Annotated in this window: 23 protein-coding genes and 1 tRNA gene; 8 read left to right on the forward strand and 16 right to left on the reverse strand. The window is 63.0% G+C overall.

Going from position 1 to position 22,653, the window contains the following annotated elements; all coding sequences use genetic code 11:
• Positions 1-87 precede the first annotated feature (87 nt).
• The 14 genes from AC2FLM_RS18360 to AC2FLM_RS18425 form a co-directional block, all read right to left on the reverse strand.
• Positions 88-651 carry a hypothetical protein gene (locus AC2FLM_RS18360; protein ID WP_496859417.1) on the reverse strand — a complete coding sequence of 188 codons (564 nt, stop codon included), beginning with the start codon at positions 649-651 and terminating at the stop codon, positions 88-90.
• An 8-nt stretch (positions 652-659) separates the two neighbouring features.
• Complete coding sequence (locus AC2FLM_RS18365) at positions 660-953, reverse strand: hypothetical protein (protein ID WP_234145641.1); 294 nt, start codon at positions 951-953, stop codon at positions 660-662.
• A 265-nt stretch (positions 954-1,218) separates the two neighbouring features.
• Positions 1,219-1,294, reverse strand: a tRNA-Val gene (locus AC2FLM_RS18370).
• Between the two features lie 63 nt (positions 1,295-1,357).
• Positions 1,358-2,437 (reverse strand): molybdenum ABC transporter ATP-binding protein, encoded by a 1,080-nt coding sequence (gene modC, locus AC2FLM_RS18375; RefSeq protein ID WP_496859418.1) that lies wholly within the window; start codon positions 2,435-2,437, stop codon positions 1,358-1,360.
• Positions 2,434-3,126 (reverse strand): molybdate ABC transporter permease subunit, encoded by a 693-nt coding sequence (modB, locus tag AC2FLM_RS18380; RefSeq protein ID WP_496859419.1) that lies wholly within the window; start codon positions 3,124-3,126, stop codon positions 2,434-2,436. Before modB ends, modC begins: the two co-directional genes overlap by 4 nt.
• A gap of 3 nt (positions 3,127-3,129) precedes the next feature.
• The gene (gene modA, locus AC2FLM_RS18385) at positions 3,130-3,879 is read right to left on the reverse strand and encodes a molybdate ABC transporter substrate-binding protein (RefSeq protein ID WP_496859420.1); all 750 of its coding nucleotides are present in this window, start codon (positions 3,877-3,879) and stop codon (positions 3,130-3,132) included.
• Positions 3,880-3,944: 65 nt separating this feature from the next.
• Positions 3,945-4,316, reverse strand: a complete 372-nt coding sequence (locus AC2FLM_RS18390) for a winged helix-turn-helix domain-containing protein (protein ID WP_234167349.1) — start codon at positions 4,314-4,316, stop codon at positions 3,945-3,947.
• A gap of 81 nt (positions 4,317-4,397) precedes the next feature.
• On the reverse strand, positions 4,398-5,423 hold the full coding sequence (gene gap / locus AC2FLM_RS18395) for a type I glyceraldehyde-3-phosphate dehydrogenase (protein ID WP_234145636.1): 1,026 nt from the start codon (positions 5,421-5,423) through the stop codon (positions 4,398-4,400).
• A 147-nt stretch (positions 5,424-5,570) separates the two neighbouring features.
• Positions 5,571-6,557: an ABC transporter ATP-binding protein gene (locus AC2FLM_RS18400; protein WP_496859421.1), complete on the reverse strand. Its 987-nt coding sequence runs from the start codon at positions 6,555-6,557 to the stop codon at positions 5,571-5,573.
• Positions 6,554-7,549, reverse strand: coding sequence for an ABC transporter ATP-binding protein (locus AC2FLM_RS18405; RefSeq protein ID WP_234145634.1), 996 nt, complete (start codon positions 7,547-7,549; stop codon positions 6,554-6,556). Before AC2FLM_RS18405 ends, AC2FLM_RS18400 begins: the two co-directional genes overlap by 4 nt.
• A complete protein-coding gene (locus tag AC2FLM_RS18410; protein WP_234163931.1) occupies positions 7,546-8,670 on the reverse strand; it encodes an ABC transporter permease in 1,125 nt (374 codons plus the stop codon). The genes AC2FLM_RS18405 and AC2FLM_RS18410 overlap by 4 nt, the downstream gene beginning before the upstream one ends.
• Positions 8,671-8,674: 4 nt before the next feature.
• Positions 8,675-9,679 (reverse strand): ABC transporter permease, encoded by a 1,005-nt coding sequence (locus AC2FLM_RS18415; RefSeq protein ID WP_496859422.1) that lies wholly within the window; start codon positions 9,677-9,679, stop codon positions 8,675-8,677.
• A 61-nt stretch (positions 9,680-9,740) separates the two neighbouring features.
• Positions 9,741-11,780, reverse strand: a complete 2,040-nt coding sequence (locus tag AC2FLM_RS18420) for an ABC transporter substrate-binding protein (protein ID WP_496859423.1) — start codon at positions 11,778-11,780, stop codon at positions 9,741-9,743.
• Positions 11,777-12,652: a DeoR/GlpR family DNA-binding transcription regulator gene (locus AC2FLM_RS18425; protein WP_234145632.1), complete on the reverse strand. Its 876-nt coding sequence runs from the start codon at positions 12,650-12,652 to the stop codon at positions 11,777-11,779. The genes AC2FLM_RS18420 and AC2FLM_RS18425 overlap by 4 nt, the downstream gene beginning before the upstream one ends.
• A 236-nt stretch (positions 12,653-12,888) precedes the next feature.
• On the opposite strand from AC2FLM_RS18425, the gene AC2FLM_RS18430 reads away from it, so the two are divergent.
• Positions 12,889-14,256, forward strand: a complete 1,368-nt coding sequence (locus tag AC2FLM_RS18430; protein WP_234221905.1) for an FAD-dependent oxidoreductase — start codon at positions 12,889-12,891, stop codon at positions 14,254-14,256.
• 51 nt (positions 14,257-14,307) lie between these two features.
• On the opposite strand, the gene AC2FLM_RS18435 is transcribed toward AC2FLM_RS18430, so the two are convergent.
• The gene (locus AC2FLM_RS18435) at positions 14,308-15,906 is read right to left on the reverse strand and encodes a phosphoenolpyruvate carboxykinase (protein ID WP_234221904.1); all 1,599 of its coding nucleotides are present in this window, start codon (positions 15,904-15,906) and stop codon (positions 14,308-14,310) included.
• 338 nt (positions 15,907-16,244) lie between these two features.
• On the opposite strand from AC2FLM_RS18435, the gene AC2FLM_RS18440 reads away from it, so the two are divergent.
• Genes AC2FLM_RS18440 through AC2FLM_RS18470 form a run of 7 tightly spaced genes read left to right on the forward strand, consistent with a single transcriptional unit; the run spans position 16,245 to position 21,646 of the window.
• Positions 16,245-16,949, forward strand: coding sequence for a response regulator transcription factor (locus tag AC2FLM_RS18440; RefSeq protein ID WP_234221903.1), 705 nt, complete (start codon positions 16,245-16,247; stop codon positions 16,947-16,949).
• Between the two features lie 33 nt (positions 16,950-16,982).
• A complete protein-coding gene (locus AC2FLM_RS18445; protein ID WP_496859424.1) occupies positions 16,983-18,692 on the forward strand; it encodes a sensor N-terminal transmembrane domain-containing protein in 1,710 nt (569 codons plus the stop codon).
• 4 nt (positions 18,693-18,696) lie between these two features.
• The gene (locus AC2FLM_RS18450; RefSeq protein WP_234221901.1) at positions 18,697-19,167 is read left to right on the forward strand and encodes an HPr kinase/phosphatase C-terminal domain-containing protein; all 471 of its coding nucleotides are present in this window, start codon (positions 18,697-18,699) and stop codon (positions 19,165-19,167) included.
• Positions 19,164-20,045, forward strand: coding sequence for an RNase adapter RapZ (rapZ, locus tag AC2FLM_RS18455; protein ID WP_496859425.1), 882 nt, complete (start codon positions 19,164-19,166; stop codon positions 20,043-20,045). Before AC2FLM_RS18450 ends, rapZ begins: the two co-directional genes overlap by 4 nt.
• Positions 20,042-20,434 (forward strand): PTS sugar transporter subunit IIA, encoded by a 393-nt coding sequence (locus AC2FLM_RS18460; RefSeq protein ID WP_234221899.1) that lies wholly within the window; start codon positions 20,042-20,044, stop codon positions 20,432-20,434. The genes rapZ and AC2FLM_RS18460 overlap by 4 nt, the downstream gene beginning before the upstream one ends.
• Positions 20,435-20,450: 16 nt before the next feature.
• The gene (locus AC2FLM_RS18465) at positions 20,451-20,720 is read left to right on the forward strand and encodes an HPr family phosphocarrier protein (RefSeq protein ID WP_011046465.1); all 270 of its coding nucleotides are present in this window, start codon (positions 20,451-20,453) and stop codon (positions 20,718-20,720) included.
• A 41-nt stretch (positions 20,721-20,761) separates the two neighbouring features.
• Complete coding sequence (locus AC2FLM_RS18470) at positions 20,762-21,646, forward strand: lysophospholipid acyltransferase family protein (RefSeq protein WP_496859426.1); 885 nt, start codon at positions 20,762-20,764, stop codon at positions 21,644-21,646.
• A 92-nt stretch (positions 21,647-21,738) separates the two neighbouring features.
• Here the strand turns inward: AC2FLM_RS18470 and AC2FLM_RS18475 are convergent, their stop codons facing one another.
• Positions 21,739-22,614: a 3-hydroxybutyryl-CoA dehydrogenase gene (locus AC2FLM_RS18475; RefSeq protein WP_234140777.1), complete on the reverse strand. Its 876-nt coding sequence runs from the start codon at positions 22,612-22,614 to the stop codon at positions 21,739-21,741.
• Positions 22,615-22,653 lie beyond the last annotated feature (39 nt).

Consider the following 22,653-nt stretch of genomic DNA (forward strand, 5'->3'; position numbering starts at 1 on the left):
TTTTGCACATGCAGCGCAACAAAAATGCGAGGAAGGCGGGGAAATGGACCGAATATTTCGTGATGATTTCGCGGGTGCAGCGCGGGATCAGAGGTGCCGACCAAAGGCGCGAAACGCATAGAGGAGTGCCAGCATGCCGAAGAACAAACCCGACACATCGCCGATAAGATAGGCGACTGCCTCGACCGGATCGCTGCCAAAGGCAAGATTGGTCAAGCTGGCGATAATCAGAGAGGTCACGATGCCCACACCCATCACGCACAGCCAGCAGGGTGGGCGGATGCGGTTCGGGAACAGGTCGAATCCGAGGGCCCGAAGCAGGTGAAAGCAGGCGGGAACCGTGCCAACTGCTATCGCTATGGCGAACAGACGGCTGGGCAGCAGGATATCCATGCCGCCGACATAGAGAAATGTGGCAATTACCCCGGGCAGCAGGGCCGGGATCGCGCGCCATCCCAGCAGCCAAGCGGAAAGGACGCGGACCCCATGCGGCAGGAACAGCAGGCTGGCCCGGCTCGAATACTCGGGAAAGATCAGGCTCTGGAGGGGCAGTACAAGTTCGAAGGTTAGCAGGATCGCGGCAAAATATGCGCCCGAAACCACGGCCGTTTCGACCCCCAGCTGGCCTAAACTGCCCTCTTTAGTGCCCATGTGCGGGCTCAGCTATCCGGAGAACGGACGACATAGCAGCCCCGGTTCATGGTGCTGCATTGCGAAAGGTATCCCTTGTTGACCAGAGATTTCAGCGCCCGGAAGAAAGTTGGCCGCGACACCGTTTCAAGAAGTGCGTGTTCTATCAAACCGACGGTACGAACCCGGCTGTCATCTTCTGACAGCTCGCTCGCTGCGTAGTAGATGTCTCGCTCGACCGGACTCAGGTCTTGCAGGCCAAGTGTACGTTCCATGCTGTGCAACAATCGGCGCAGTTCCGCCAGCTTCGAGAGGGTCTGCATTCGGGGAAGTGGTCCTGATTTTTCTGAGCGGCTTTTTGCACAGTTTTATAGCACAACAGGCTAGCTGCCAAGTTTTCGAGGGGTATCATATTGACACAAATCTGGATTTCTTTAGAGTAGAACGCCTAATAGGGCTGCGATTAGAGTGAGTGGTGGCAGCCAAAAGGCTCTTTCAAGACATACGCCCGGTGCCGCAAGGCATCGGGCTTTTTTTGATTCTTTGTGGCGTTCCGAGGCCGGCGAACGCGTGTGTCTCATGCTGGGATGGTGGGTGATGAGAGACTCGAACTCCCGACATCTTCGGTGTAAACGAAGCGCTCTACCAACTGAGCTAATCACCCGTGCCGCGCGGGTTTAGCCAAGCGGCGGAACATGCGCAAGGGGCATTCGTCGTTCGCGTGATGTCAGCGGCCGATATCTTCGGGTGCGATGGCGACCGACTTGATGACAGCGTGGCAGGGCGCGCCCGTGGTCAGAGCTAGTGCGGCGGCCGATCGGCGCGTGATGCGGGCCAGAACGGTGCCCGCGCGGGTGGTCACCGAGACCAACGCGCCCGGCCCGTCACCGCTGCGGATCTGCGCCACATGACCGGACAGGATATTGAGTGCCGAAAGCCCCTCGGGGCGCTGCCGGGACAGGATCACGTCCTGTGCCGGGATACGCAGGCGCAGCACCGTGCCCTCGGGCTGCGCGATGCGGGGCAGGAACAGGCGTTCGCCCCCGGACTCAAGCTCGGTCAGGCCGTCGGCGTGATGGGCAATCACCCGCGCTGTCAGGATCGCGCCCGCGGCGCGGGCGCCCAGCGGAGTGACGGCAGGGTCGGCCAACACTTCGGCGGCGCTGCCCTGTCGGATCACGCGCCCGTCCTGTAGCACGATGACGGTCGTGGCCAGCCGGGCGACCTCGGCGGCGGAGTGGCTGACATAGAGGATCGGGATCCGGGTCTCGTCACGCAGCCTTTCCAGATAGGGCAGGATCTCGGCCTTGCGCGCCTCGTCCAGTGCGGCGAGCGGTTCGTCCGCCAGGATAGCGCGCGGATTGGACAGGAGCGCGCGGCCGATCGCGACCCGCTGACGCTCTCCCCCCGACAGGGCACCGGGGCGGCGGTCTAGCAAAGAGCCTATACCCAGCATCTCGATCACCTGTGCCGGAGAGGCAGGCCCGGCCCGGCCCGAGAACCAGCGACCATAGCCCAGGTTCTGCCGCACGGTCAGATGCGGGAACAGGCGGGCGTCCTGAAACACATAACCCATGCGCCGACGATGCGGCGGCAGCCAGGTTCGACTGGCGCTGTCCTGTAAAACTTGGTCCCCCAGCGCGACACGCCCCCGTTCGGGGTTCAAGAGACCCGCCACCGCGTTGATCACCGTGGTCTTGCCGCTGCCCGAGCGCCCGAACAACACGGTCAGGCCAGGCGGCGCTGCAAAGGCTACGTCCAGAGTGAAACCCTGCATCGGATGGCGCAGTTCAACCTCAAGCTTCATGTGCCCGCCACCCTTCTGGCAGCGCGCCGGGCCAGTACCTCTGAGGCCAGGAGTGCCCCCAGCGCCAGCGCGACCGAGATCATCACCAGCCGCGCAGCAGCGCTCTCCCCGCCGGGAACTTGCAAGAAGGCATAGATGGCCGAGGGCACGGTCTGGGTCTGGCCGGGGATGTTCGAGACAAAGGTGATCGTCGCCCCGAACTCTCCCATCGCCTTGGCAAAGCCGAGGATCGCCCCGGCGATCAGGCCGGGCAGGATCAAGGGCAGGGTGACGGTGGCAAAGACCCAGATGCGTGAGGCGCCCAGCGTGGCGGCGGCCTGTTCCAGTTTCGGATCCACCGCCTCGATAGACAGGCGGATGGCGCGTACCATCAGCGGAAAGCCCATCACTGCCGCAGCCAGCGCCGCCCCGGTCCAGTGAAAGGCCAGTGTCAGGCCAACCGAAGCCAGCGCCTGTCCCAGCGCGCCAGTCGGCCCGAAACCGAGCAGCAGCAGATAGCCCGTCACCACCGGGGGCAGGATCAGCGGCAGGTGCACCAGCCCGTTGAGTAGCGTCTTGCCCGGAAACCGCCCGCGCGCCAGCGCATGCGCCACGAGAAGCGCCAGCGGAAGCGACAGCGCCGTCGCCCAGGTCGAGACCTTCAGCGACAGGGCCACTGCCTGCCATTCATCGGGGCCGAGCCACGCCATGGGTCAATCCTCCACCGGCAGGAAGCCATGCCGGACAAAGACCGCCTGCGCCTCGGCGTCAAACAGATGCACAAGGAAGGAACGCGCCGCGGCATTCTCTTGCCCCGCGACCAATGCGGCTGGATAGAGGATCGGCGGATGGCTGTCGGTGGCAAAGGTCATCAGTTGAGTGACCCGCGGGTCGGCGCGCGCATCGGTGGCATAGACGATGCCAAAGGGCACGGCGCCGGTGGCCACCAGCGCCAGCGCGGCGCGGGCGTTGTCGGTCTGGACAACGCGCGTCGAAAGCTGCTCCCACAGGCCCAACTGGGACAATGCCGCTTTGCCGTATTGCCCTGCCGGTACTGCGTCGACCAGTGCCATGGCGATCCGCCCTGTCCCGGCGGCCAGATCGTCAAGTGGGTCCGACGACGTGTGTTCCGCCGGGGCGACCAAGACCACCCGGTTCGACACCAGGTCGCGCCGGCTGGTGGGATCGATCCGGCCCTGATCAGCCAGCCAGTCCATCCAGCCGGGATTGGCCGAGACGAATACCTGCGCCGGGGCACCCAGCCCGATCTGCCGCGCCAGAACCGAGGACCCCGCAAAAGAGAGGGTAACGCTGTTGCCTGTCGCCGCCTCGAAACTGGCGGCGATCTCGTCCAGCGCGGTTTTCAGGCTGGCGGCCGCAAAGACGGTAACCTGTTCCGCGCACGCAGGTCCGGCAAGCAGCAGGGCGCAAAGCAGGGCACGAAAGAACAGGGTAAATGGCAAGCGAGGCTCCGGCAGGCGATATGTCTGGACGGAAATATCGCTATGGGCGCCAGCGGGTGCAAGGGCTAACTGCCGGTCTCGTCCTTTCGTAGCAGGGATTGCAGCTGCTTTGCATGTGGGGCGCCCGCGTTGTGGCAGGCGGTTTCGAACCGGCGATAGGCGGCCAGAACCTCCTGTCCGGTCGGGGTCAGGGTGGCGCTGCCACCTTGGGCGCCGCCTCGGGCGCGCGTCACCACCGGGTCACGGAACATGGCGTTCATCGTCTCGACCAATTGCCAAGCCCGCTTGTAACTCATCCCCATCGCGCGCCCCGCCGCCGCGATCGAACCAGTCTGCGCGATATGGTCCAGCAACGCCGCCTTGCCCGGGCCAATCATGCCGGTTTCGCCAAAAACGAGGCGCAGTTTGTAGACGGGGGGCGGGCGCGTGTCGCTCATGGCCCGAGTCTGGCGCGTCATCCGCGCGGGTGCAAGAGAGGCCGGGCCCGGAGGAGAGGGAACAGGGCCCGGCCAGATGGCTCAACCCGCAAGCCGTTGGGGGGCGATCAGCAATGTGCCGATCCGGCGCCCGGTATCCAGCATCCGGTTGGAAAAGCCCCATTCGTTGTCATACCAGCTGACCACCCGCACCAGCCCGTCGGCGGTGACGCTGGTCTGGGCAGCGGCAAAGCACGAGGAGTGGCTGTCGTGGTTGAAATCGACCGAGACCAGCGGATCCTCTTCATAGGCGAGGATACCGGACAGCGGCCCCTCGGCGGCGGCACGGATGGCGGCGTTCACCGCCTCGCGGGTGGCCGGGCGTTCGGGCACAAAGCTCAGGTCGACCAGCGAGACATTCGGCGTGGGCACCCGGATCGCCGAGCCTTCGAGCCGGCCCTTGAGATGCGGCAGCACCTCGGAAATGGCGCGTGCCGCGCCGGTCGAGGTGGGGATCATCGAGACCGAGGCCGCCCGCGCGCGATAGAGATCGCGATGCGCGGTGTCATGGGTCGGCTGGTCGCCGGTATAGGCGTGAATGGTGGTCATGTAGCCGGTCTTGATGCCAAAGGCGCGGTCCAGCACCATCGCCATCGGCGCCAGGCAATTGGTGGTGCACGAGGCATTGGACACGATCAGATCGTCAGCGGTCAGCGTATTGTCGTTGACGCCAAAGACCACGGTACGGTCCGCTTCCTTGCCGGGGGCCGAGATCAGCACCCGTTTCGACCCGTTCTCAAGATGCCGCGCGGCCTGTTCGCGCGCAGTGAACAGCCCGGTGCATTCATAGGCAATATCGACATCGGACCAGGGCAGATCCTCGGGGTTTCGGATCGCTGTCAGGCGGATGCTGTTGCGGCCCACGATCATGCGGTCGCCCTCGACCAGCACTCGTGCACGCAGACGGCCATGCACGCTGTCGTATTTCAGCAGATGCGCCAGGGTCTCGGGGCTGGCAAGGTCGTTGATCGCCACCACCTCGATATCCTCGGCGCCGCTTTCCACCAGAGCCCGCAGCACCCCGCGCCCGATCCGGCCAAAGCCGTTGATTGCAACTTTCAGAGTCATGCCGTCCTCCATCCATGCGCCCGCTTGGTTCGGTCGGGAATCTGTTAGCGCTAACGGAGTGAAAAAGCAACCGCGTTCTGAGGCAAGTGGCAATACCGCCTGTCCTGTGCAGGCGGTGCTGGATATCAAAGAGCGGAAAATCGCAGACTATAGAAGCTCTTGCCAGCGATGGCAGGCAACCGCGTGGCCGCCCTCTGTTTGCAACACGGGTTCGCGGGTCTTGCACAGGTCCGTCGCATGAGGGCAGCGGGTGTGGAACTTGCACCCCGGCGGCTGGTTGGTGGGAGAGGGGATCTCACCCTCAAGCTTTTGCGCACGGTCCCGGTCATCGGGGTCGAGCGACGGGATCGCCGAAAACAGCGCCTTGGTATAGGGGTGGCGTGGTGCTGCGAACAGCTTGCGGGTCGGCGCGCTTTCCACGATCCGGCCCAGATACATCACCGCCACATGGTCACAGCTATGGGCCACCACGCTCAGGTCGTGGCTGATGAACATGTAGGTCAGGCCCAACTCAGACTGGAGGTTTTTCAGCAGGTTCAGGATATCGGCCTGGATCGACACATCCAGCGCGGCGACGGATTCGTCGGCCACCACGAAACGCGGCCCCGACACCAGCGCGCGCGCGATCGAGATCCGCTGCCGCTGTCCGCCCGAGAAGGCATGCGGAAAGCGGCGCAGATGTTCCAGGTTCAACCGGCATTTCGCGGCAATCTCGCGCACGCGGGCATCAGTTTCCTCGCGCGAGGCGGTCAGCCCCATCACCTCAAGCGGTTCGGCGATGATGTCGCGCACTGTCATGCGCGGGCTGAGCGCAGCGTATGGGTCCTGAAAGATCAGTTGCGCGCGTTTGCGGTAATCCTTCAACTCACCGCCGGAGAGGGTGGCGAGGTCGTAACGCACCTCGTCATCGTGATAGGTTGCATGGCCGCCGGTGATCGGCACCGCGTTGAGCAGCGCCCGGCCCAGCGTGGTCTTGCCCGAGCCGCTTTCGCCCACCACGCCAAAGAACGACCCGCGCGGAATGCCGATGGAAATCCCGTCCACCGCCTTGAGCGTCTTCTTGTTGAAGAGACGCCCGCCGACGGGAAAGCCCACCGTCAGATCGCGGGTTTCGATCAGCAGTTCCTCGGTCATGCGGCGGTGTCCTGATGGCAGAGATGACAGGCGGTGCGGTGATCCGGGCCGGTATCGGCCCAGCCCGGCACCGCAGTGCGGCAGATATCGCCGATGATCCGGGTGCAGCGGGTGTGGAACACGCAGCCCTCGGGCCGTTCCAGCGGCGAGGGGATGTCGCCCGGCACCGGCATCAAGGGTTTGTCCAGATCGTCCAGTTGCGGCAGCGCGTCGATCAATCCACGGGTATAGGGGTGGCGCGGGTTGCGGATCACCTCGCGCACCGGGCCCTGTTCGACCATGCGGCCCAGATACATCACCGCCACCTTGTCGGCGGTCTGCGCCACCACGCCCAGGTCATGGGTGATAAAGATGATGCCCATGCCGAACTCGGCCACCAGATCCTTCATCAGGTCGATCACCTGCGCCTGGATGGTCACATCCAGCGCCGTGGTCGGTTCATCCGCGATCAGAAGTTTCGGTCGGGTGGAAAGCGCCATGGCGATCATCGCGCGCTGGCGCATGCCGCCCGACAGCTCGAACGCATATTGGTTGAACCGGCTGGCCGCGTCCGAGATGCCGACGCGGTCGAGCATCTCGATCGACAGATCCCGCGCGGCGCGCTTGCTCAGATCGGTGTGGATCAGCAGCTGTTCAACCATCTGGCTGCCGATGGTCATCGCTGGCGCAAAGCTGGCCATCGGTTCCTGAAATATCATGCTGACAGCGCCGCCGCGCACGATCTCCATGTCCCGCGGGCGCTTCAGCGACATCACATCCACTGGCCCGCTGTCCAGGTGCAGGGTGATCCGGGTGGCGGGGTCATAGACGGCATTGGCGGCGTTCAGCTTCATCAGCGCCTTGGCGGTCACCGATTTGCCCGAACCGCTTTCGCCCACCAGCCCCATCACCTCGCCCGGGGCAAGCGAGAACGACACATCCTCAACTGCGGTGATCAGCCCCTCGTCGGTGCGGAATTGCAGCGTCAGGTTCTCGACGTCGATCAGGCTCATTTGCGGCTCTCCGAATAGGGATCGGCCGCGTCGCGCAGCCCGTCGCCGACAAAGACAAAGGCCATGACCAGCGCGATGAAGAACAGGACCGGGATGAAATACCACTGATAGTTCAGCAGCACGTCGGCCTTGGTCACGTTCTGCAACATCACGCCCAGGCTGTTGACCGGGTCCTTGAGGCCAAGCCCGATGAAGCTGAGCGCCGTTTCGCTGAGCACGACATAAGGAAACGAGATCACCAGATCGACGATGATGTAGCTGGTGAAACTGGGCAGCAGGTGGCGCCGGATGATGTGGCTGGGCGAGGCTCCGCACAGCTGGGCTGCCAGCACGTATTCCTGATTGCGCTCTGTCAAGAGATGGGTGCGCACCCGCCGCGCCAGCGTCGGCCAGCCCACCAGCCCAAGGATCAGGGTAATGACAAAAAACCGCGTCTCGGCCGACCATTCCGGCGGGATGAATGCGGCGATGGCCATGAAGAGCGGGATCGAGGGTATGGTGCGGACCGCATCCGTCACCATCTGGATCACGCTGTCCACCATGCCGCCGTAATAGCCCGCGATCCCGCCGATGGCGAGCGCCAACACGAAAGAGATCAGCACCCCTAGCGTTCCGACCTGAAGCGAGGTCCAGACCGCGTGCAGGGTGCGGCTGAAGATATCCTTGCCCGCGCTGTCGGTGCCGAACAGGTGGACATAGCCCTGATCCATGCCGAACAGGTGGATGTTGCCGGGGATAAAGCCAAAGAGCTTGTAGCTATCGCCCTGAACAAAGAACTGCACATAGCGCCGCTCATCCTCGTTCACCTTTTCCACCCAGCGGAAATTGGTGGCAAGCGAGCGTTCACGGGTGACCGTATGCAGGAAGGGGCGCAGCGAACAGCCGTTCTTGTCGCAGAACTTAGGTACCTGCGGCGCGCCGTTCAGATAATCCTTGTCGCGTCCCGCGACCGTGGGGTCATAGGGTGACAGGAAGGGGGCAAAGAGGCCCGACAAGATCAGCACCACCAGCACGGTGGCCGCCACCATGGCGGCGCGCTGTTTCTTGAAACGTGCCCAGATCAACTGCCGCTGCGAGGCGGTGAAATAGGCTTCCTTGGCGGTCTGGCTTGGGGCTGTCATCGGATCACCTCAGGATGCTCTTGCGCACGCGCGGGTCGATCACCGCCAGCAGGATGTCGGTGGCAAAGTTCAACGTCACGATCGAGGCGGTCAGAAGGAAAATGATGGCACCCGCCAGTTGCTGGTCGTTCGAGCGCGCCAGGGCTTCGAGCAGCAGCGATCCGGCCTCGGTCAGGGTCAGGATCAGCGCCACGATGGGCAGTTCGTTGAAGATACGGTTGAGGTCAAAGCCAAGGCTGTTGACAATCGGCCCCAGCGCGTGCCGCGCTGGATAGCGCCACAACAGGCGCCGGCCATAAAGCCCACGCGCGGCGGCGGCGGTGACGTATAGCTTGCCAATCTCGTCCGACATCAGTGCCCGCACCGTTTGCAGGGCAAAGGCGGTGGCCGACCAACCCAGGATAAACACAGGCAGCCAGGCATGTTTCAGCAGGTCCAGCACCCGGTCAACGGACCAGGGCGCCTCCTTGTATTCGGGCGAAAACAGGCCCGTCAGCGTCTCGCCGAAATAGACGGTCGAGATCAGCATCACCATCAGCGCCAGCAGGAAGTTCGGCATCGCCAGCCCCAGATAGCTGACTACGCGCAGCGAGTTGTTCAGGTACGGATTGCGCGAGGCGGCCGAGATGATGCCGACCGGAATGGCGATCATATAGGCCACGAACAGCGCGCCGAGACATATCCAGAGCGAGATCCAGAACTTGTCGCCCAAGAGTTGCGCGATATCGACGCGCAGGATGCAGCTATCGCCGAAATCGCCCTTGAACGCGCCGGCCAGCCAGCTGGTCCAGCGGGTCAGGAACGGTTGATCCAGCCCCAGCCGGGCGCGCTCGGCCGCGATATCGGCCAGCGTGATGGCCGAGCCTTGGGTGTTCTTGTAGGCGAGGTAACGCTCGGCACAGTCGCCGGGAACCAGCTCCATCAGCGAAAAGACGATCAGCGACACGATCACCAGAGTGACCAATGCCATGACCGCCCGTGTGGCGGCGAAGCGCGCGAAATGAAGCATCGAGACCTCGTTGAAGGGAAGGGGGAAACGGGCAGCCGCGCCGCCCGTTTCCAAGGCGTCCTTATTCGCTCAGCCACCACTGGGCGGGGCGATAGGGATAGGTCCGATAGAACTCGTAGGACTGCGTCTTGAACTCGGGGAAGTTCTTGAGCTTGTTCGAGTGATAGACCGGGGCCGGGGCGTTGATGGTGCCGATGAACAGGACCTGGCCGGTCATGATCTCGACCATTTTCTGCGCGGCGGCAATCGAGGCTTCGGTGCCCGGTGCACTCGACTGGTAGGTGTCCAGTTCGCCTTTCAACTCGGCCACCCATGCGGGGGGTTCCACCCCGGCGGATCCGTTCGAGCTGATCCACTCGGCCCAGAGCATGCCGGTGCGCACGTCGAAATAGCCGTCAAACGGCGGCACCCAAATCTCGCCATCGCCCAGGATCGAACCGGCAGGCTGGCCCTTGCCCCACATCATCACGTCCAGCGTATTGGCCGATTGCGAAGAGCGGTATTCGTCCGAGGTAACTTCCTTGATGGTGGTGGTCACGCCCACATCGGTCCAGTTCTGCGCGATCAGTTCCACCAACTGCGAGGAACTGGCCTGGGTCGAGAACTGCCAGTCCAGAACGAACGGGTCGCCATTGGGCAGATCGCGGTCGCCATCGCCGTCCTTGTCGACCAGGCCGACCTCGTCCAGCAGGGCGCGGGCGCGGTCGGGATCAAACGCGATCTCGTGGTTCGACCATTTCTCGTCGATGAAATCGGGGCGCGGTGAGAAGCCGATATACTGGGTCGGCGTGCCCAAACCAAAGGCGACGACCTCGTTCAGCTGATCGCGGTCGATGGCCACCGACATGGCGGTACGGAACCGCACATCGTTGAAGACGGCGCGCTTGCCCAGATCCTCGGAGGTGACGTTGAAGGTCAGCGTCGCGCTGGCGATGCCGGGTTTCACGTCGACGGTGTAGTTGCCCTTTTCCTGGCCTTCCAGCAGAACCGGCGCCTGGGTCAGGTTGACCGCCTGCGACTTGTAATCCACCTCGCCGTTCAACAGTTTCAGCGTGCGGACTTCTTCGTCGCCCACATAGGTCTCGTCCATTTCCGAGATATAGGGCAGTTGGTTGCCCGTCGTGTCCACCTGGAAGAAATAGGGGTTGGCGACATAGTGCCGGCCCTCGGTGGTTTCCTTCACCAGGATATGGCTTTCCAGCGTCGGCATGGTGTCCTTGGGCAGCCCGGCCAGCTTGTCGCCCGCCGTCAGCATGGGCGAGGGCGTGTCCATCCAGTCCGAGTTGCCGTAATAGGCCTTGATCAGCTCATAGCCGTTTTCATAGCCGAGCGCCTGTGCATTGGCGTCCGCGTTGGCATCCAGCGCCGGGTGGAACTGGCCAAAGAAATGCCTGGGCTGGAAGGGCTGCACATAGGTGAACGAGAAGGTCTCGATCAGGCCCGGCTTGGGCGCTTCCAGCGTGAACCGGACGGTGGTGTCATCGACAGCCTCGACCTTCATCGGCTTGCCACCGGCCAGGGCATAGTCCTTGGGCTCGGCCATGACATTGGTGTCCATCATCAGGTTGTCATACCAGAACACCACGTCGGCGGCGGTAAAGGGCGCGCCGTCCGACCATTTGTGACCCGCGCGCAGATGCACCGTCAGCTGGGTGAAATCATCGTTCCATTCCCAGGACTTGGCGACATTCGGTACCACGGTTTGCAGGTCGTCGGAATAGCGGAACAGGTTCACATGGCGCACCGAAAGGAAATCCGAGGTGCCGGATTCGGTGGCGTTCGACAGCGCGTCGAACTGACCGCCATACTGGCCGATCCCGTCATAGGGAGCGACAACCAGCGGCTCGGAGGGCAGGCGTTCGGCCAACGGCGGCAGAGCGGGGTTGCCCTTGATGCGGGCGTTCAGGTCGCCAATCGCAGGGTTTTCGGCAAAATCCAAGGTGCAGCCGGCAGCAGACTGGAACTCGGCCAGGTCGTATTGCTGCGGAAAGGTGCCCGAGGCGACACCCATCGGGTCGGCAACGGTCACGGCGGGACAGGCGGCAAGCGCAGCACCGGGCAGGGCCAGGGCGGCGACGCCGGAGAGAAGAATGCGTTTCATGAGACCTCCGTCGGAATGGTTAGCGTTTTGTGGTTTGTGTTTGAGTGCCCCTTGTCCCGGGGCGGCGGTGTCCGGGTCGTGATACGGCCCGATTTTGCTGCGAGGTGCGTAGCCACCCCGCAACGGTCGAGAGCGTCTTGCAGCGCATCCGGCGGTGCGGCGTCGGTCACCAGGTCGGTAACCGCCTCCAGCGGTGCGGCGATACAGGGGGCAAGGGCGGTGAACTTGCGGAAATCGGCGGCCACGATCACCCGGCTGGCATTGCCCAATAGCGCGCGGGTCAGATCGGCCTCGCGCGGATTGGCGGCAAGCACACCCAGTTCCGGCGATAGCGCATCGGCGCCGATCACCAAAGCGTCAAAGGCGAATTGGCGGGCAAACTCCTCGGTGGCACGGCCAAAACACCCCCGTTCCGAGCGCGACACCTCGCCCCCGGCAAGAAACACGCGGCTGCCATTGTGTTCTGCCAGCGACGCGACGGTCGAGATCGAATTGGTGACCACGGTCAGGTCGCGCCGCTCGCGCAGCTGTTCGGCGACATAGGTTGTGGTCGAACCGACATTGATGAACAGGGTCATGCCGTCTCGGATCAGTTCCAGCACACCCTTGGCGATGCGGGTCTTTTCCTTGGGTTGCTGCTCCAGCGCGCCGGAGTACATCGGTGCGTCCTGCGAGCCACGCAGGTAGGTGCCGCCATGCACCCGTTCGACCTTGCTCTGCTTGGCCAGGGTTTTGACCAGGCGGCGGACCGTCTCTTCTGAGACGTCCATCACCTGCGCGATCTGGGCGTTGCGCGCGGATCCGCCGAGGCGGGCGAGAACGTCGAGAAGCTCGTGGCCCCGATGGGGGAGTTTGGGGTCTGCATCGGACATGGGGAATGAAACACACAAATGCCGTCATTAATCCACAAAAAACAAACACGTGTAACAGGCGTATGACTTACGGGTGTTATTTCTGTTAACTCTGAGTGTTTTTTGCGGGCAGTTCGCCCGGCCGGCAAAGAAAACGTCGCAAATGGAAGAGAATCGGTCGCGCCGGCGACGAGAACCTGTCTCGGTTGGGCGAAAGCTGCGGCGAGCGTTCAACAGATTCTCGACAAGGGGCACATATGGCCAGACGCATCTCCGAACCGGCGCGCGAAATCGACATCGTACATGAAACCGATGTGCTGGTGGTGGGCTCGGGGCCGGGTGGCCTTCCTGCCGCCCTGGCAGCTGCACGGGCTGGCGCCGAGGTCACGCTGGTCGAACGGTTCGGCTGTTTCGGTGGCAACCTGACCGTCGTCGGGGTCGAGGGGATGCACTGGTATCGCCATGAACAGACCATCGAATCCAACGGCATCGCCCGCGAGTTCGAGGAGAAGGCCAAGGAAATGGGGGCCGCCGTGCCCGAAAGCCAGTCGCTGAGCCACGAGATCGACAGCGAGGGGTTCAAGCTGGTCGCCGACCGGATGGTGCTGGACGAGCCCAATATCCGCCCCATGCTGCACCGCTTCTTTGTGGCGCCCCTGATGGAGGGCGACACGATCATCGGCATCGTCACCGAATCGAAATCCGGGCGCGAGGCGATCCTGGCCAAGCGGGTGATCGACGCCACCGGCGATGCCGACGTCGTGGCCCGCGCCGGAGCGCCCGTTTACAAGACGCCTGCCGAACAGATGATGGCGGCCTCGGTCATGTTTCATCTGGCCGGAGTGGACAAGCAGCGGTTCATGGACGGGATCAAGGCTGATCCGCAGACCTACAAGGACTGGGGCGGCGGCGAGTGGAATATCGAGACCTCGGGGAAAGAGGATGACATGTTCTCGCCCTTCCTCAAGAAGCCTTTCCAGCAGGCGATCCGCGACGGGCTGATCCCGCCGCATCTGAACACCATCTCGGGCACCTGGGGCGCGGTGCATGACACCGGCGAACTTACCTATATGAACCTCATCCATCTCGATGGATGCGACGGCACCGACCCCGACAGCCTGACCACTTACGAGATCGAGGGCCGCCGCCAGACCATGCTGGCCATCGAGGCGCTGCGCCGCTATACGCCCGGATGCGAGAATATTCGCCTGCGCAATTTCGGCATGTCGATCGGTATCCGCGATACCCGCAAGGTCGATTGCCTTTACAACATGACCGAGACGGATGTGCGCGAACAGGGCCGGTTCGAGGATTCCATCGGTATCTTCCCCGAGTTCATTGATGGCTACGGCATCCTGATCCTGCCCACCACGGGGCGCTATTTCCAGATGCCCTATCGCAACCTGCTGCCGCGCAAGGTGAAAAACCTGCTGGTCGCGGGGCGCATCACCGGCGGTGACCGGATCAGCCATGCGGCCACCCGGAACATGGCCTGCTGCGCGGTGACGGGACAGGGGGCCGGCATCGCGGCGGCGCTGTCGGTGAAATCGAACCGCCCGCTGGACGAAATCGACCCGCTGCTGATCCAGCAGGAACTGGAGCGTCAGGGCGGGCGGCACCACTGAACGAAAAAGGCCCCGCCGTATAGCGGGGCCTTTGATCTGGTTTCCGACGGATCAGCCGATGGCGACGGCCTTCACGTCCTCGTCGATATAGGGGACATACTGTTCGAAATTGTCGGCGAACATCTGCACCAGCTTGGCCGCCTGCTTGTCAAAGGCACCCTGATCGTCCCAGGTGCGGCGCGGATCCAGCAGAACCTCGGCCACGCCCGGCACCGACACCGGCACGTCAAAGCCGAAATTGGCGTCCTTGCGGAACTCGGCATTGTTGAGCGAGCCATTGAGCGCGGCGGTCAGCAGGGCGCGGGTGGCCTTGATCGGCATCCGGCTGCCAACGCCATAGGCGCCGCCGGTCCAGCCGGTGTTGACCAGCCAGCAGGTCGCTCCGTGACGGGCGATCTTGTCGCGCAGCAGGTTGCCATAGACCTCGGGGCGGCGCGGCATGAAGGGCGCGCCAAAGCAGGTCGAGAAGGTCGGCTGCGGCTCGGTCACGCCCCGCTCGGTTCCGGCCACTTTCGAGGTGAAGCCCGACAGGAAGTGATACATCGCCTGTGCCGGGGTCAGCCGCGCGATCGGCGGCAGCACGCCAAAGGCGTCGCAGGTCAGCATGATGATGTTCTTGGGATGCCCGCCCAGGGCCGAGGCCGAGGCGTTCGAGATGTATTCCAGCGGATAGGCGCACCGCATGTTGGCCGTCAGGCTGTCATCGTCGAAATCCAGTTCTTTGGTCTCTTCATCGAACACCATGTTCTCGATCACGGTGCCAAACTTGGTGGTGGTGGCGTAGATTTCCGGCTCGGCCTCGGGGTTGAGGTTGATGGTCTTGGCATAGCAGCCGCCTTCGAAGTTGAAGGTGCCGCGATCCGACCAGCCATGTTCGTCATCGCCGATCAGCACGCGCGCCGGATCGGCCGACAGCGTCGTCTTGCCGGTGCCGCTGAGGCCAAAGAAGACGGCGGTGTCGACCGGGTTGCCGACCGCGTGGTTGGCCGAGCAGTGCATCGGCATCACGCCTTTTTCCGGCAGCATGTAGTTCAGCAGGGTGAACACCGATTTCTTGTTCTCGCCCGCATATTCGGTGCCGCCGATCAGAATCAGCTTGCGGTCGAAGTTCATCGCGATCACGGTCTCGCTGCGGCAGCCATGCTTGGCCGGATCGGCCTGGAAGCTGGGGCAGTTGATGACGGTGAAATCGGCCACGAACTCGTTCAGATCCTCGCGCGCCGGGCGGCGCAGCAGGTGGCGGATGAACAGGTTGTGCCAGGCCAGTTCGGTGACCATGCGCACGTTGATCGAATAGGCCGGGTCGGCGCCGCCGACCAGATCCTGTACGAAGTAATCCTTGCCCTTCATATGGGCCAGCATGTCGTCATACAGCGCGTCGAACCCTTCGGGGGTCATCTCGGCATTGTTGTCCCACCAGATGCTGTCGGCAACGCTGGCGGTCTTGACCACGTGCTTGTCCTTGGGCGAGCGACCGGTGAACTTGCCGGTGGTGACAAGGAAGGCGCCGCCATTGCCCAGCGTTCCCTCGCCCCGCTTCAGCGCCGCTTCGATCAGCGCCGGTTCCATGAAGTTGTAATAGACATTGCCCAGACCCTCGATGCCCTGATCCTCGAGGCGGAATTGCGGGTTAACCCGTCCAGATGTCATGCGTTTTTTCTCCGTGTGTCGGCGCGCGACCCGCGTGGGCCTGCTGGCGCCCTTGGGGCTTGGATCCGGCAAATCGGCCGGTGAGCGGGGTCTTAACATGACGCTTTGGGACATGAACAGGACGCTTTGGCGCAGTTAGCGCAACCAAATCACAGTTTAGCGCAACCATGAAATCGACGCCAATTCTTAGGGCTCGAATTCAGATCACGTTAGGATTTTTTTGCACCAATTGTGGACAGCGAAACGGCGATTCGCAGTTTCAGATTGATTCGCAAAGCTAAAAGAGCGATGAATGAGGAAAAAATAAGGCAGAAGCGAGCAGTATAGGGGCACTCAAAATGTCAAAGATTGCTTTGGTTGATGATGACAGGAACATCCTGACATCCGTTTCGATGACTCTCGAGGCAGAGGGATTCGAGGTCGAAACCTATAACGATGGTCAAGCGGCCCTTGACGCGTTCAACAAGAAATTGCCGGACATGGCTGTGCTCGATATCAAGATGCCGCGCATGGACGGGATGGACCTGTTGCAGCGGTTGCGCCAGAAAACCCAGATGCCGGTCATCTTTCTGACGTCGAAGGATGACGAGATCGACGAGGTTCTGGGCCTGCGCATGGGCGCCGACGACTACGTCAAGAAACCGTTCTCGCAGCGCCTGCTGGTAGAGCGGATTCGCGCGCTGTTGCGGCGGCAGGAAGCGGTCGCGGGAGATGCCGCCGGCACCACCACAAGCGAGACCAAGGTGATGGAACGCGGTCATCTGCGGATGGACCCGCTGCGTCATGCGGTCAGTTGGAAAGGGGTGGATGTGTCGCTGACCGTCACCGAGTTCCTGCTGTTGCAGGCGCTGGCCCAGCGTCCCGGCTTCGTCAAGAGCCGCGACCAGTTGATGGACGTGGCCTATGACGATCAGGTCTATGTGGACGACCGGACCATCGACAGCCATATCAAACGCCTGCGCAAGAAGATGCGCAGCGCCGATCCGGATTTTGCAGCGATTGAGACGCTCTACGGGATCGGTTACAGATATAACGAAGAATAACCGCCCGGGATCGGGCGCCTCGAGGGGGAGCGCGTGCGCGACACCGGCACCTCAGAAAGCGATCGCAGCGGTGACGTTGTGCTGGGCGACGACTGGGTCGCCCCGCAAAGCACCGTGTCCAGAGAGTTGCGGGTCAAGCGGGCCCGGCGCAGCCTGTTTTCGCTGCGTGGCTCGCCGCTGACACGCAAGATCATCACCTTCAACCTGATCGCACTGATCATTCTGGTTGCCGGAATCCTCTATCTCAATGATGCGCGTGACGGGCTGGTGGTGCAGCGCGCCGGTGCGCTGGTCGGCGAGACGCAGCTGGTCGCCGATGTGTTCGAGGCGCAGATCACCGGAAGCGCCCCGGTGAACCTGGCTACCGGGGACGGGGTGGATGTGGCCGCGACGCTCGAGGGTCTCAGCCTGCGCCGCGGCGCCGAGGTCTTCGTGTTCGACGCGGCGCGCAACATGGTCGGGCAAGGCAAGGGCATCGAGGTCAATCCCGGTCTTCAGGCGCTGTTCGAGGATAAGGGCGGTAGCACCATCATAACCGATGCGCTCAGCGGTTTGTGGCGAGGGGTGTCCTCGGTCTTTGCCGGTGCGCCCAACAGCACGGCGCCGTCGCTCGAGACGCAAATCGCACTGCTCCTGCCCGGCGCGCTTGAGGGAGAGACCCGTGTCGAAACGGTTCTGAACACCGCAGGCGGCACCGTGATCGCGGCGGCGACGCCGATCTTGCAGGCTGGAACACCCATCGGGGCCGTCGCGATGGCGAGCCCGGCGGGTGAAATCGACGCGCTGGCCCGCCGTGACCGCGAGCGGGTCTTGCAGATGTTCGTGGTCGCGCTGCTGGTCTCGGTGGGGTTGAGCCTTGTTCTCGCCTCGACGATTGCGAACCCGCTGGCCGACCTGGCGGAGGCTGCCGAACTGGGGCGCGACCGCAACTCTCGGCGGATGAACCCCGGTCGCATTCGTATCCCCGATTTGTCGGCTCGCCCCGACGAGATCGGCAGGCTCAGCCGGGCGCTGCGCGGCATGGTCTCGGCGCTGTATAACCGGATCGAGGGCAATGAACAGTTCGCCGCCGACGTGGCGCACGAGATCAAGAACCCGCTTGCCAGCCTGCAATCGGCGGTGGGAACCCTGCGCATGGTCCGGCGCGAGGATCAGCGCGACAAGCTGCTCTCGGTCATCGAACATGACGTGCGCCGGCTGGACCGGTTGGTCAGCGACATCTCGAACGCCTCGCGGCTCGACGCCGAACTGGTCAAGGAAGAGGAGCAATCCTTCAATCTTCTGACCATGCTCGACAATCTCAACCAGTATCTGGGCGAGGACGCGCGTTCCAAGGGCATCGACTATATCACCGACATGCCGCCCGACCCGATCATGATCCAGGGGCTCGAGGCGCGGCTGGCGCAGGTTTTCGTCAACCTGATCACCAATGCGATCTCTTTCTGCGAGGACGGGGACGCGATCCGCGTCTGGGCGCGCCACCGTGCCAATCGCGTGCTGATCGTGGTTGAGGATACCGGGCCGGGCATCCCGGACGAGGCGCTGTCGAAGATTTTCAAACGGTTCTATTCACAGCGCCCCGAGGAGCATTTCGGCAACAATTCCGGCCTTGGGCTTGCGATCTCGAAACAGATTGTCGAGGCGCATGGCGGCGTGATCTGGGCCGAGAACATCCGCCCGACCGAGGCGGACGTCACCTCGGATCCGCTTGGTGCCCGCTTTGTCGTGGGTTTGCCGATCTGAGCCCGTGGAACCTGCTGCCCTCCTCGGCCTGAAGGATCGTGACCAGGCCGTGGTCCATGCCAGCTGTGTCGCGGTCGCCGGGTGTGGGCTGCTGATCACGGGCGCTTCGGGGGCGGGGAAATCGGCCCTGGCGCTCGAGATGATGGCGCTGGGTGCGTGCCTTGTTTCGGATGACCGGGTCTCGCTTGGCGCCACACAACAAGGGATACTGGCCGATGCGCCCGATACCATAAGGGGCTTGATCGAGGCGCGCGGACTTGGCCTTTTGCAGGCCGAAACGGTCGGCCCGGTCCGACTTACCCATGTGCTGGATCTGGACCGGCCTGAACCGCAGAGATTGCCCGAATTTCGCGAAATATTTCTGTTGAGGCATTCGCTTCCCTTGCTTTTTCGACCGGATGTCCCCCATTTAGCAGCATCGTTGATCCAACTTCTCAAGGCGGGGCGTGCAGCCCCCGAAGCGCTATTTCCATGAGCGAGACATCTCAGGTCGTTTTTGTGACAGGGCCGTCCGGCGCGGGGCGCTCCACGGCGATCAATGTACTTGAGGATCTCGGCTTCGAGGCGATCGACAACCTGCCCATGGGCCTGTTGATGCGCCTGCTCGACGGGCCGGCGTTGCGTCGCCCGCTGGCGCTGGGCCTCGATGCGCGCAACCGGGACTTCTCGACCGAGGGATTTCTTGATCTTTCCAAGAGGTTAAGTGGCCTTGACGGTTTTCAGGTGACCACCCTCTATCTGGATTGCAGCGCCGACGTCTTGCTGCGCCGGTTCTCGGAAACGCGGCGCCGCCATCCGATGTCGCCGGGTTCCAGCCCTTTGGCGGGGGTCGAGCGTGAGCTGGAACTGTTGCGGCCCATTCGTGAGGCGGCCGATACGCTGATCGACACCACAGCCCTGAATGTCCACCAGCTGCGCAGAGAGGTCGAACGGTGGTTCGCCCCCTCGGACGGCAGCATGCTGGCCATCTCGGTCGAGAGCTTTTCGTTCAAGCGGGGCCTGCCGCGGGGCTTGGACATGGTGTTCGACTGCCGGTTTCTGGCCAATCCCTATTGGCAGCCCGCGTTGCGTGCGTCGAATGGACGTGACCCGGCCGTGGCCTCTTTCGTACATGCCGATCCTCAGTATCTGCCGTTTTTCGAACGGGTCACCGAGTTGCTGCGATCCCTGCTGCCGGCCTTTCGGCACGAAGGAAAGACGCATCTGAGCGTCGGATTCGGGTGTACCGGGGGGCAACACAGGTCGGTCGCATTGGCCGAGGCGGTGGCAAAGGCCCTTGCGGATGGGGGCGAGCAGGTGTCAATTAGGCATCGCGAAATGGAACGGCGCAAGCCGGATGTGAGGCCGGATTGATCGGAATAGTGATCGTTGCACATGGGGGGTTGGCCCGGGAATATCTGGCCGCCGTCGAACATGTGGTCGGGCATCAGCCGGGCCTGGTCGCGATCGCGATCGAGGCAGATCATGACCGGGACGAGAAGCAGCAGGAAATTCTTGCAGCCGCAAATGCTGTCGATGCCGGGGATGGCGTCGTGGTCGTGACCGATCTTTTTGGTGGCTCGCCCTCCAATCTCAGCCTGCGTGCTTGCGCGCCCGCCGATCGGCGTATTCTATATGGCGCCAACCTGCCGATGCTGATCAAGCTTGCAAAAAGCCGGCACTTGCCGGTGGGGGATGCAGTACGGGCGGCGATGGAGGCAGGGCGCAAGTATATCAACACACAGAACGTGACACTGGATTGAGCCTGGACGGAACTGAATGGCGCAACGAACATTGAAGATCATCAACGAAAAGGGCCTCCATGCCCGGGCATCGGCCAAGCTGGTCGAGGTCGTCGAAGGCTTCGACGCGACCGCTGAAGTGTCGCGCGACGGACTGTCCGCATCGGGTGACAGTATCATGGGGCTTTTGATGTTGGCAGCCGCGCGCGGAACCACTATTGACGTCGAGACCTCCGGCCCGGACGCGGATGCCCTGGCGGATGCGCTCGAGGCGTTGGTGAACGACAAGTTCGGCGAGGGTTTCTGACCCCGTCGTGCGCGACCTGAAGAACGGAACAAGACCAAGTGGTGGAAACCGCGCAGAACAGCAAGACAGGATCGGCGGCGCAACCGTCCACCCCGCCGGGCGAGGTCTATGACCGCCGCACCCTGACCTATGCCAATTCCTTTGACGATCGCTGGACCTCGACCTGGATTCGGACGATCGAGTGGATGACGGGCAAACTGACCATCCTGCGCATGGTCAACCGGTTCGAAAAGACCAACGAACAATATCGCGGTCAGAAGTTCTGGGGCGGCGCGCTCAAGACGATGGGTATCGACCTGTTGACGCCCGCCGAACAGATCGCCCGCATTCCCAGGGAGGGGCCGGTCGTGGTGGTCGCCAACCATCCGCACGGGATGGTCGATGGCATGATCCTGGCCGAACTGATCGGCCGGGTCCGGCAGGACTACCGCATCCTCACCCGCTCGGTCCTGACCGGGCTCGACGAGGCGGCAACCAGCTTCATGATCCCGGTGCCGTTCCCCCATGACCCCGAGGCCCAGCGCAAGATGGTCGAGATGCGGGCCAATGCGATGGCACATCTCAAGGCCGGAGGCGTGGTGGCCCTGTTCCCGTCGGGCGTGGTGATGTCCTCGGACAGCTGGTGGGGGCCGCCGGTCGAACGGGAATGGAACGTGTTCACCGCCCAGATGATCCGCCGGTCCGGCGCGCGCGTGGTACCGATCTATTTCCCCGGTCGCAACTCGCGCGCCTATCAGATTGCCTGTCAGGTCTCGCCGATCCTGCGGCAGGGTCTCCTGTTGCATGAAATCGTCCGTTCCTGCAAGAAACCGCAGGCGCCGGTGATTGGCGCGCCGATCCCGGATCAGGACATGGAGATGCTGGGCCGTGACCCGCGCGGCTTCATGGCCTGGCTGCGCCAGCACACGCTATCGCTCAAGGGATAGCACACGGCCCTTCTTTCACTTTGCTTCAAATACTCCGGGGGAGTCGCCCGGAACGGGCGGCGGGGGCAGCGCCCCCTTGACTCTTTCCCGCTTCAGCGTGTCGGAACCGGTATCTCGCCGCGATAGTCGTAGAACCCGCGCTGGGTCTTGCGGCCCAGCCACCCGGCCTCGACATATTTGGTCAGCAAGGGGCAGGGACGATACTTGGTGTCGGCCAGCCCGTCATGCAGCACATTCATGATCGCCAGGCAGGTGTCCAGCCCGATGAAATCGGCCAGTTCCAGAGGCCCCATCGGGTGATTGGCGCCCAGTTTCATCGACTCGTCGATGGAGCGGACATTGCCCACCCCTTCGTAAAGGGTATAGACCGCCTCGTTGATCATCGGCATCAGGATACGGTTCACGATGAAGGCGGGGAAATCCTCTGCGCTGGCTGCGGTCTTGCCCAGCTTGTCGACCACCGCCTTGCAGGCGGCAAAGGTCTCCTCGTCGGTGGCGATACCCCGGATCAGTTCCACCAGCTGCATCACCGGCACCGGGTTCATGAAATGAAACCCCATGAAACGCTCGGGCCGGTCGGTCCGGCTGGCCAGGCGGGTGATTGAAATTGACGAGGTGTTCGAGGTCAGGATGGTATGAGGCAACAGGTGCGGCTGCAAATCCTCAAAGATCGCCTGTTTCACGGCCTCGCGTTCGGTCGCGGCTTCGATCACCAGGTCGGTCTGTCCCAGATCGCCCAGCGTCAGCGTGGTCGAGATGCGCGCCATCGCCGCTTCCATATCGGCTTCGCTGATCTTGCCGCGCCCGGCCTGCCGGGCCAGGTTGCCACGCACGGTAGACAGCGCGGCGTCCAGTGCCTGCTGGCTGATATCGGTGAGCAGCACGTCATATCCCGCCAGCGCCATCACATGAGCGATCCCGTTGCCCATCTGGCCTGCGCCGATCACTCCGACCTTCTGAATATCCATTACCGTATCTGCCCTTCATGTGAGGTTGTCGCGACCTTA

This window comes from Ruegeria sp. SAZD011 (assembly GCF_059612545.1).

Coding starts and splice junctions, on each gene's coding strand:
- AC2FLM_RS18365 (WP_234145641.1), bottom strand. CDS start 953: ATGCAGACCCTCTCGAAGCTGGCGGAACTGCGCCGATTGTTGCACAGC.
- rapZ (WP_496859425.1), top strand. CDS start 19,164: ATGAGCGAGACATCTCAGGTCGTTTTTGTGACAGGGCCGTCCGGCGCG.
- AC2FLM_RS18360 (WP_496859417.1), bottom strand. CDS start 651: ATGGGCACTAAAGAGGGCAGTTTAGGCCAGCTGGGGGTCGAAACGGCC.
- AC2FLM_RS18440 (WP_234221903.1), top strand. CDS start 16,245: ATGTCAAAGATTGCTTTGGTTGATGATGACAGGAACATCCTGACATCC.
- AC2FLM_RS18400 (WP_496859421.1), bottom strand. CDS start 6,557: ATGACCGAGGAACTGCTGATCGAAACCCGCGATCTGACGGTGGGCTTT.
- AC2FLM_RS18420 (WP_496859423.1), bottom strand. CDS start 11,780: ATGAAACGCATTCTTCTCTCCGGCGTCGCCGCCCTGGCCCTGCCCGGT.
- gap (WP_234145636.1), bottom strand. CDS start 5,423: ATGACTCTGAAAGTTGCAATCAACGGCTTTGGCCGGATCGGGCGCGGG.
- AC2FLM_RS18435 (WP_234221904.1), bottom strand. CDS start 15,906: ATGACATCTGGACGGGTTAACCCGCAATTCCGCCTCGAGGATCAGGGC.
- AC2FLM_RS18405 (WP_234145634.1), bottom strand. CDS start 7,549: ATGAGCCTGATCGACGTCGAGAACCTGACGCTGCAATTCCGCACCGAC.
- AC2FLM_RS18410 (WP_234163931.1), bottom strand. CDS start 8,670: ATGACAGCCCCAAGCCAGACCGCCAAGGAAGCCTATTTCACCGCCTCG.
- AC2FLM_RS18415 (WP_496859422.1), bottom strand. CDS start 9,679: ATGCTTCATTTCGCGCGCTTCGCCGCCACACGGGCGGTCATGGCATTG.
- modB (WP_496859419.1), bottom strand. CDS start 3,126: ATGGCGTGGCTCGGCCCCGATGAATGGCAGGCAGTGGCCCTGTCGCTG.
- AC2FLM_RS18430 (WP_234221905.1), top strand. CDS start 12,889: ATGGCCAGACGCATCTCCGAACCGGCGCGCGAAATCGACATCGTACAT.
- AC2FLM_RS18475 (WP_234140777.1), bottom strand. CDS start 22,614: ATGGATATTCAGAAGGTCGGAGTGATCGGCGCAGGCCAGATGGGCAAC.
- AC2FLM_RS18390 (WP_234167349.1), bottom strand. CDS start 4,316: ATGAGCGACACGCGCCCGCCCCCCGTCTACAAACTGCGCCTCGTTTTT.
- AC2FLM_RS18465 (WP_011046465.1), top strand. CDS start 20,451: ATGGCGCAACGAACATTGAAGATCATCAACGAAAAGGGCCTCCATGCC.
- AC2FLM_RS18425 (WP_234145632.1), bottom strand. CDS start 12,652: ATGTCCGATGCAGACCCCAAACTCCCCCATCGGGGCCACGAGCTTCTC.
- modC (WP_496859418.1), bottom strand. CDS start 2,437: ATGAAGCTTGAGGTTGAACTGCGCCATCCGATGCAGGGTTTCACTCTG.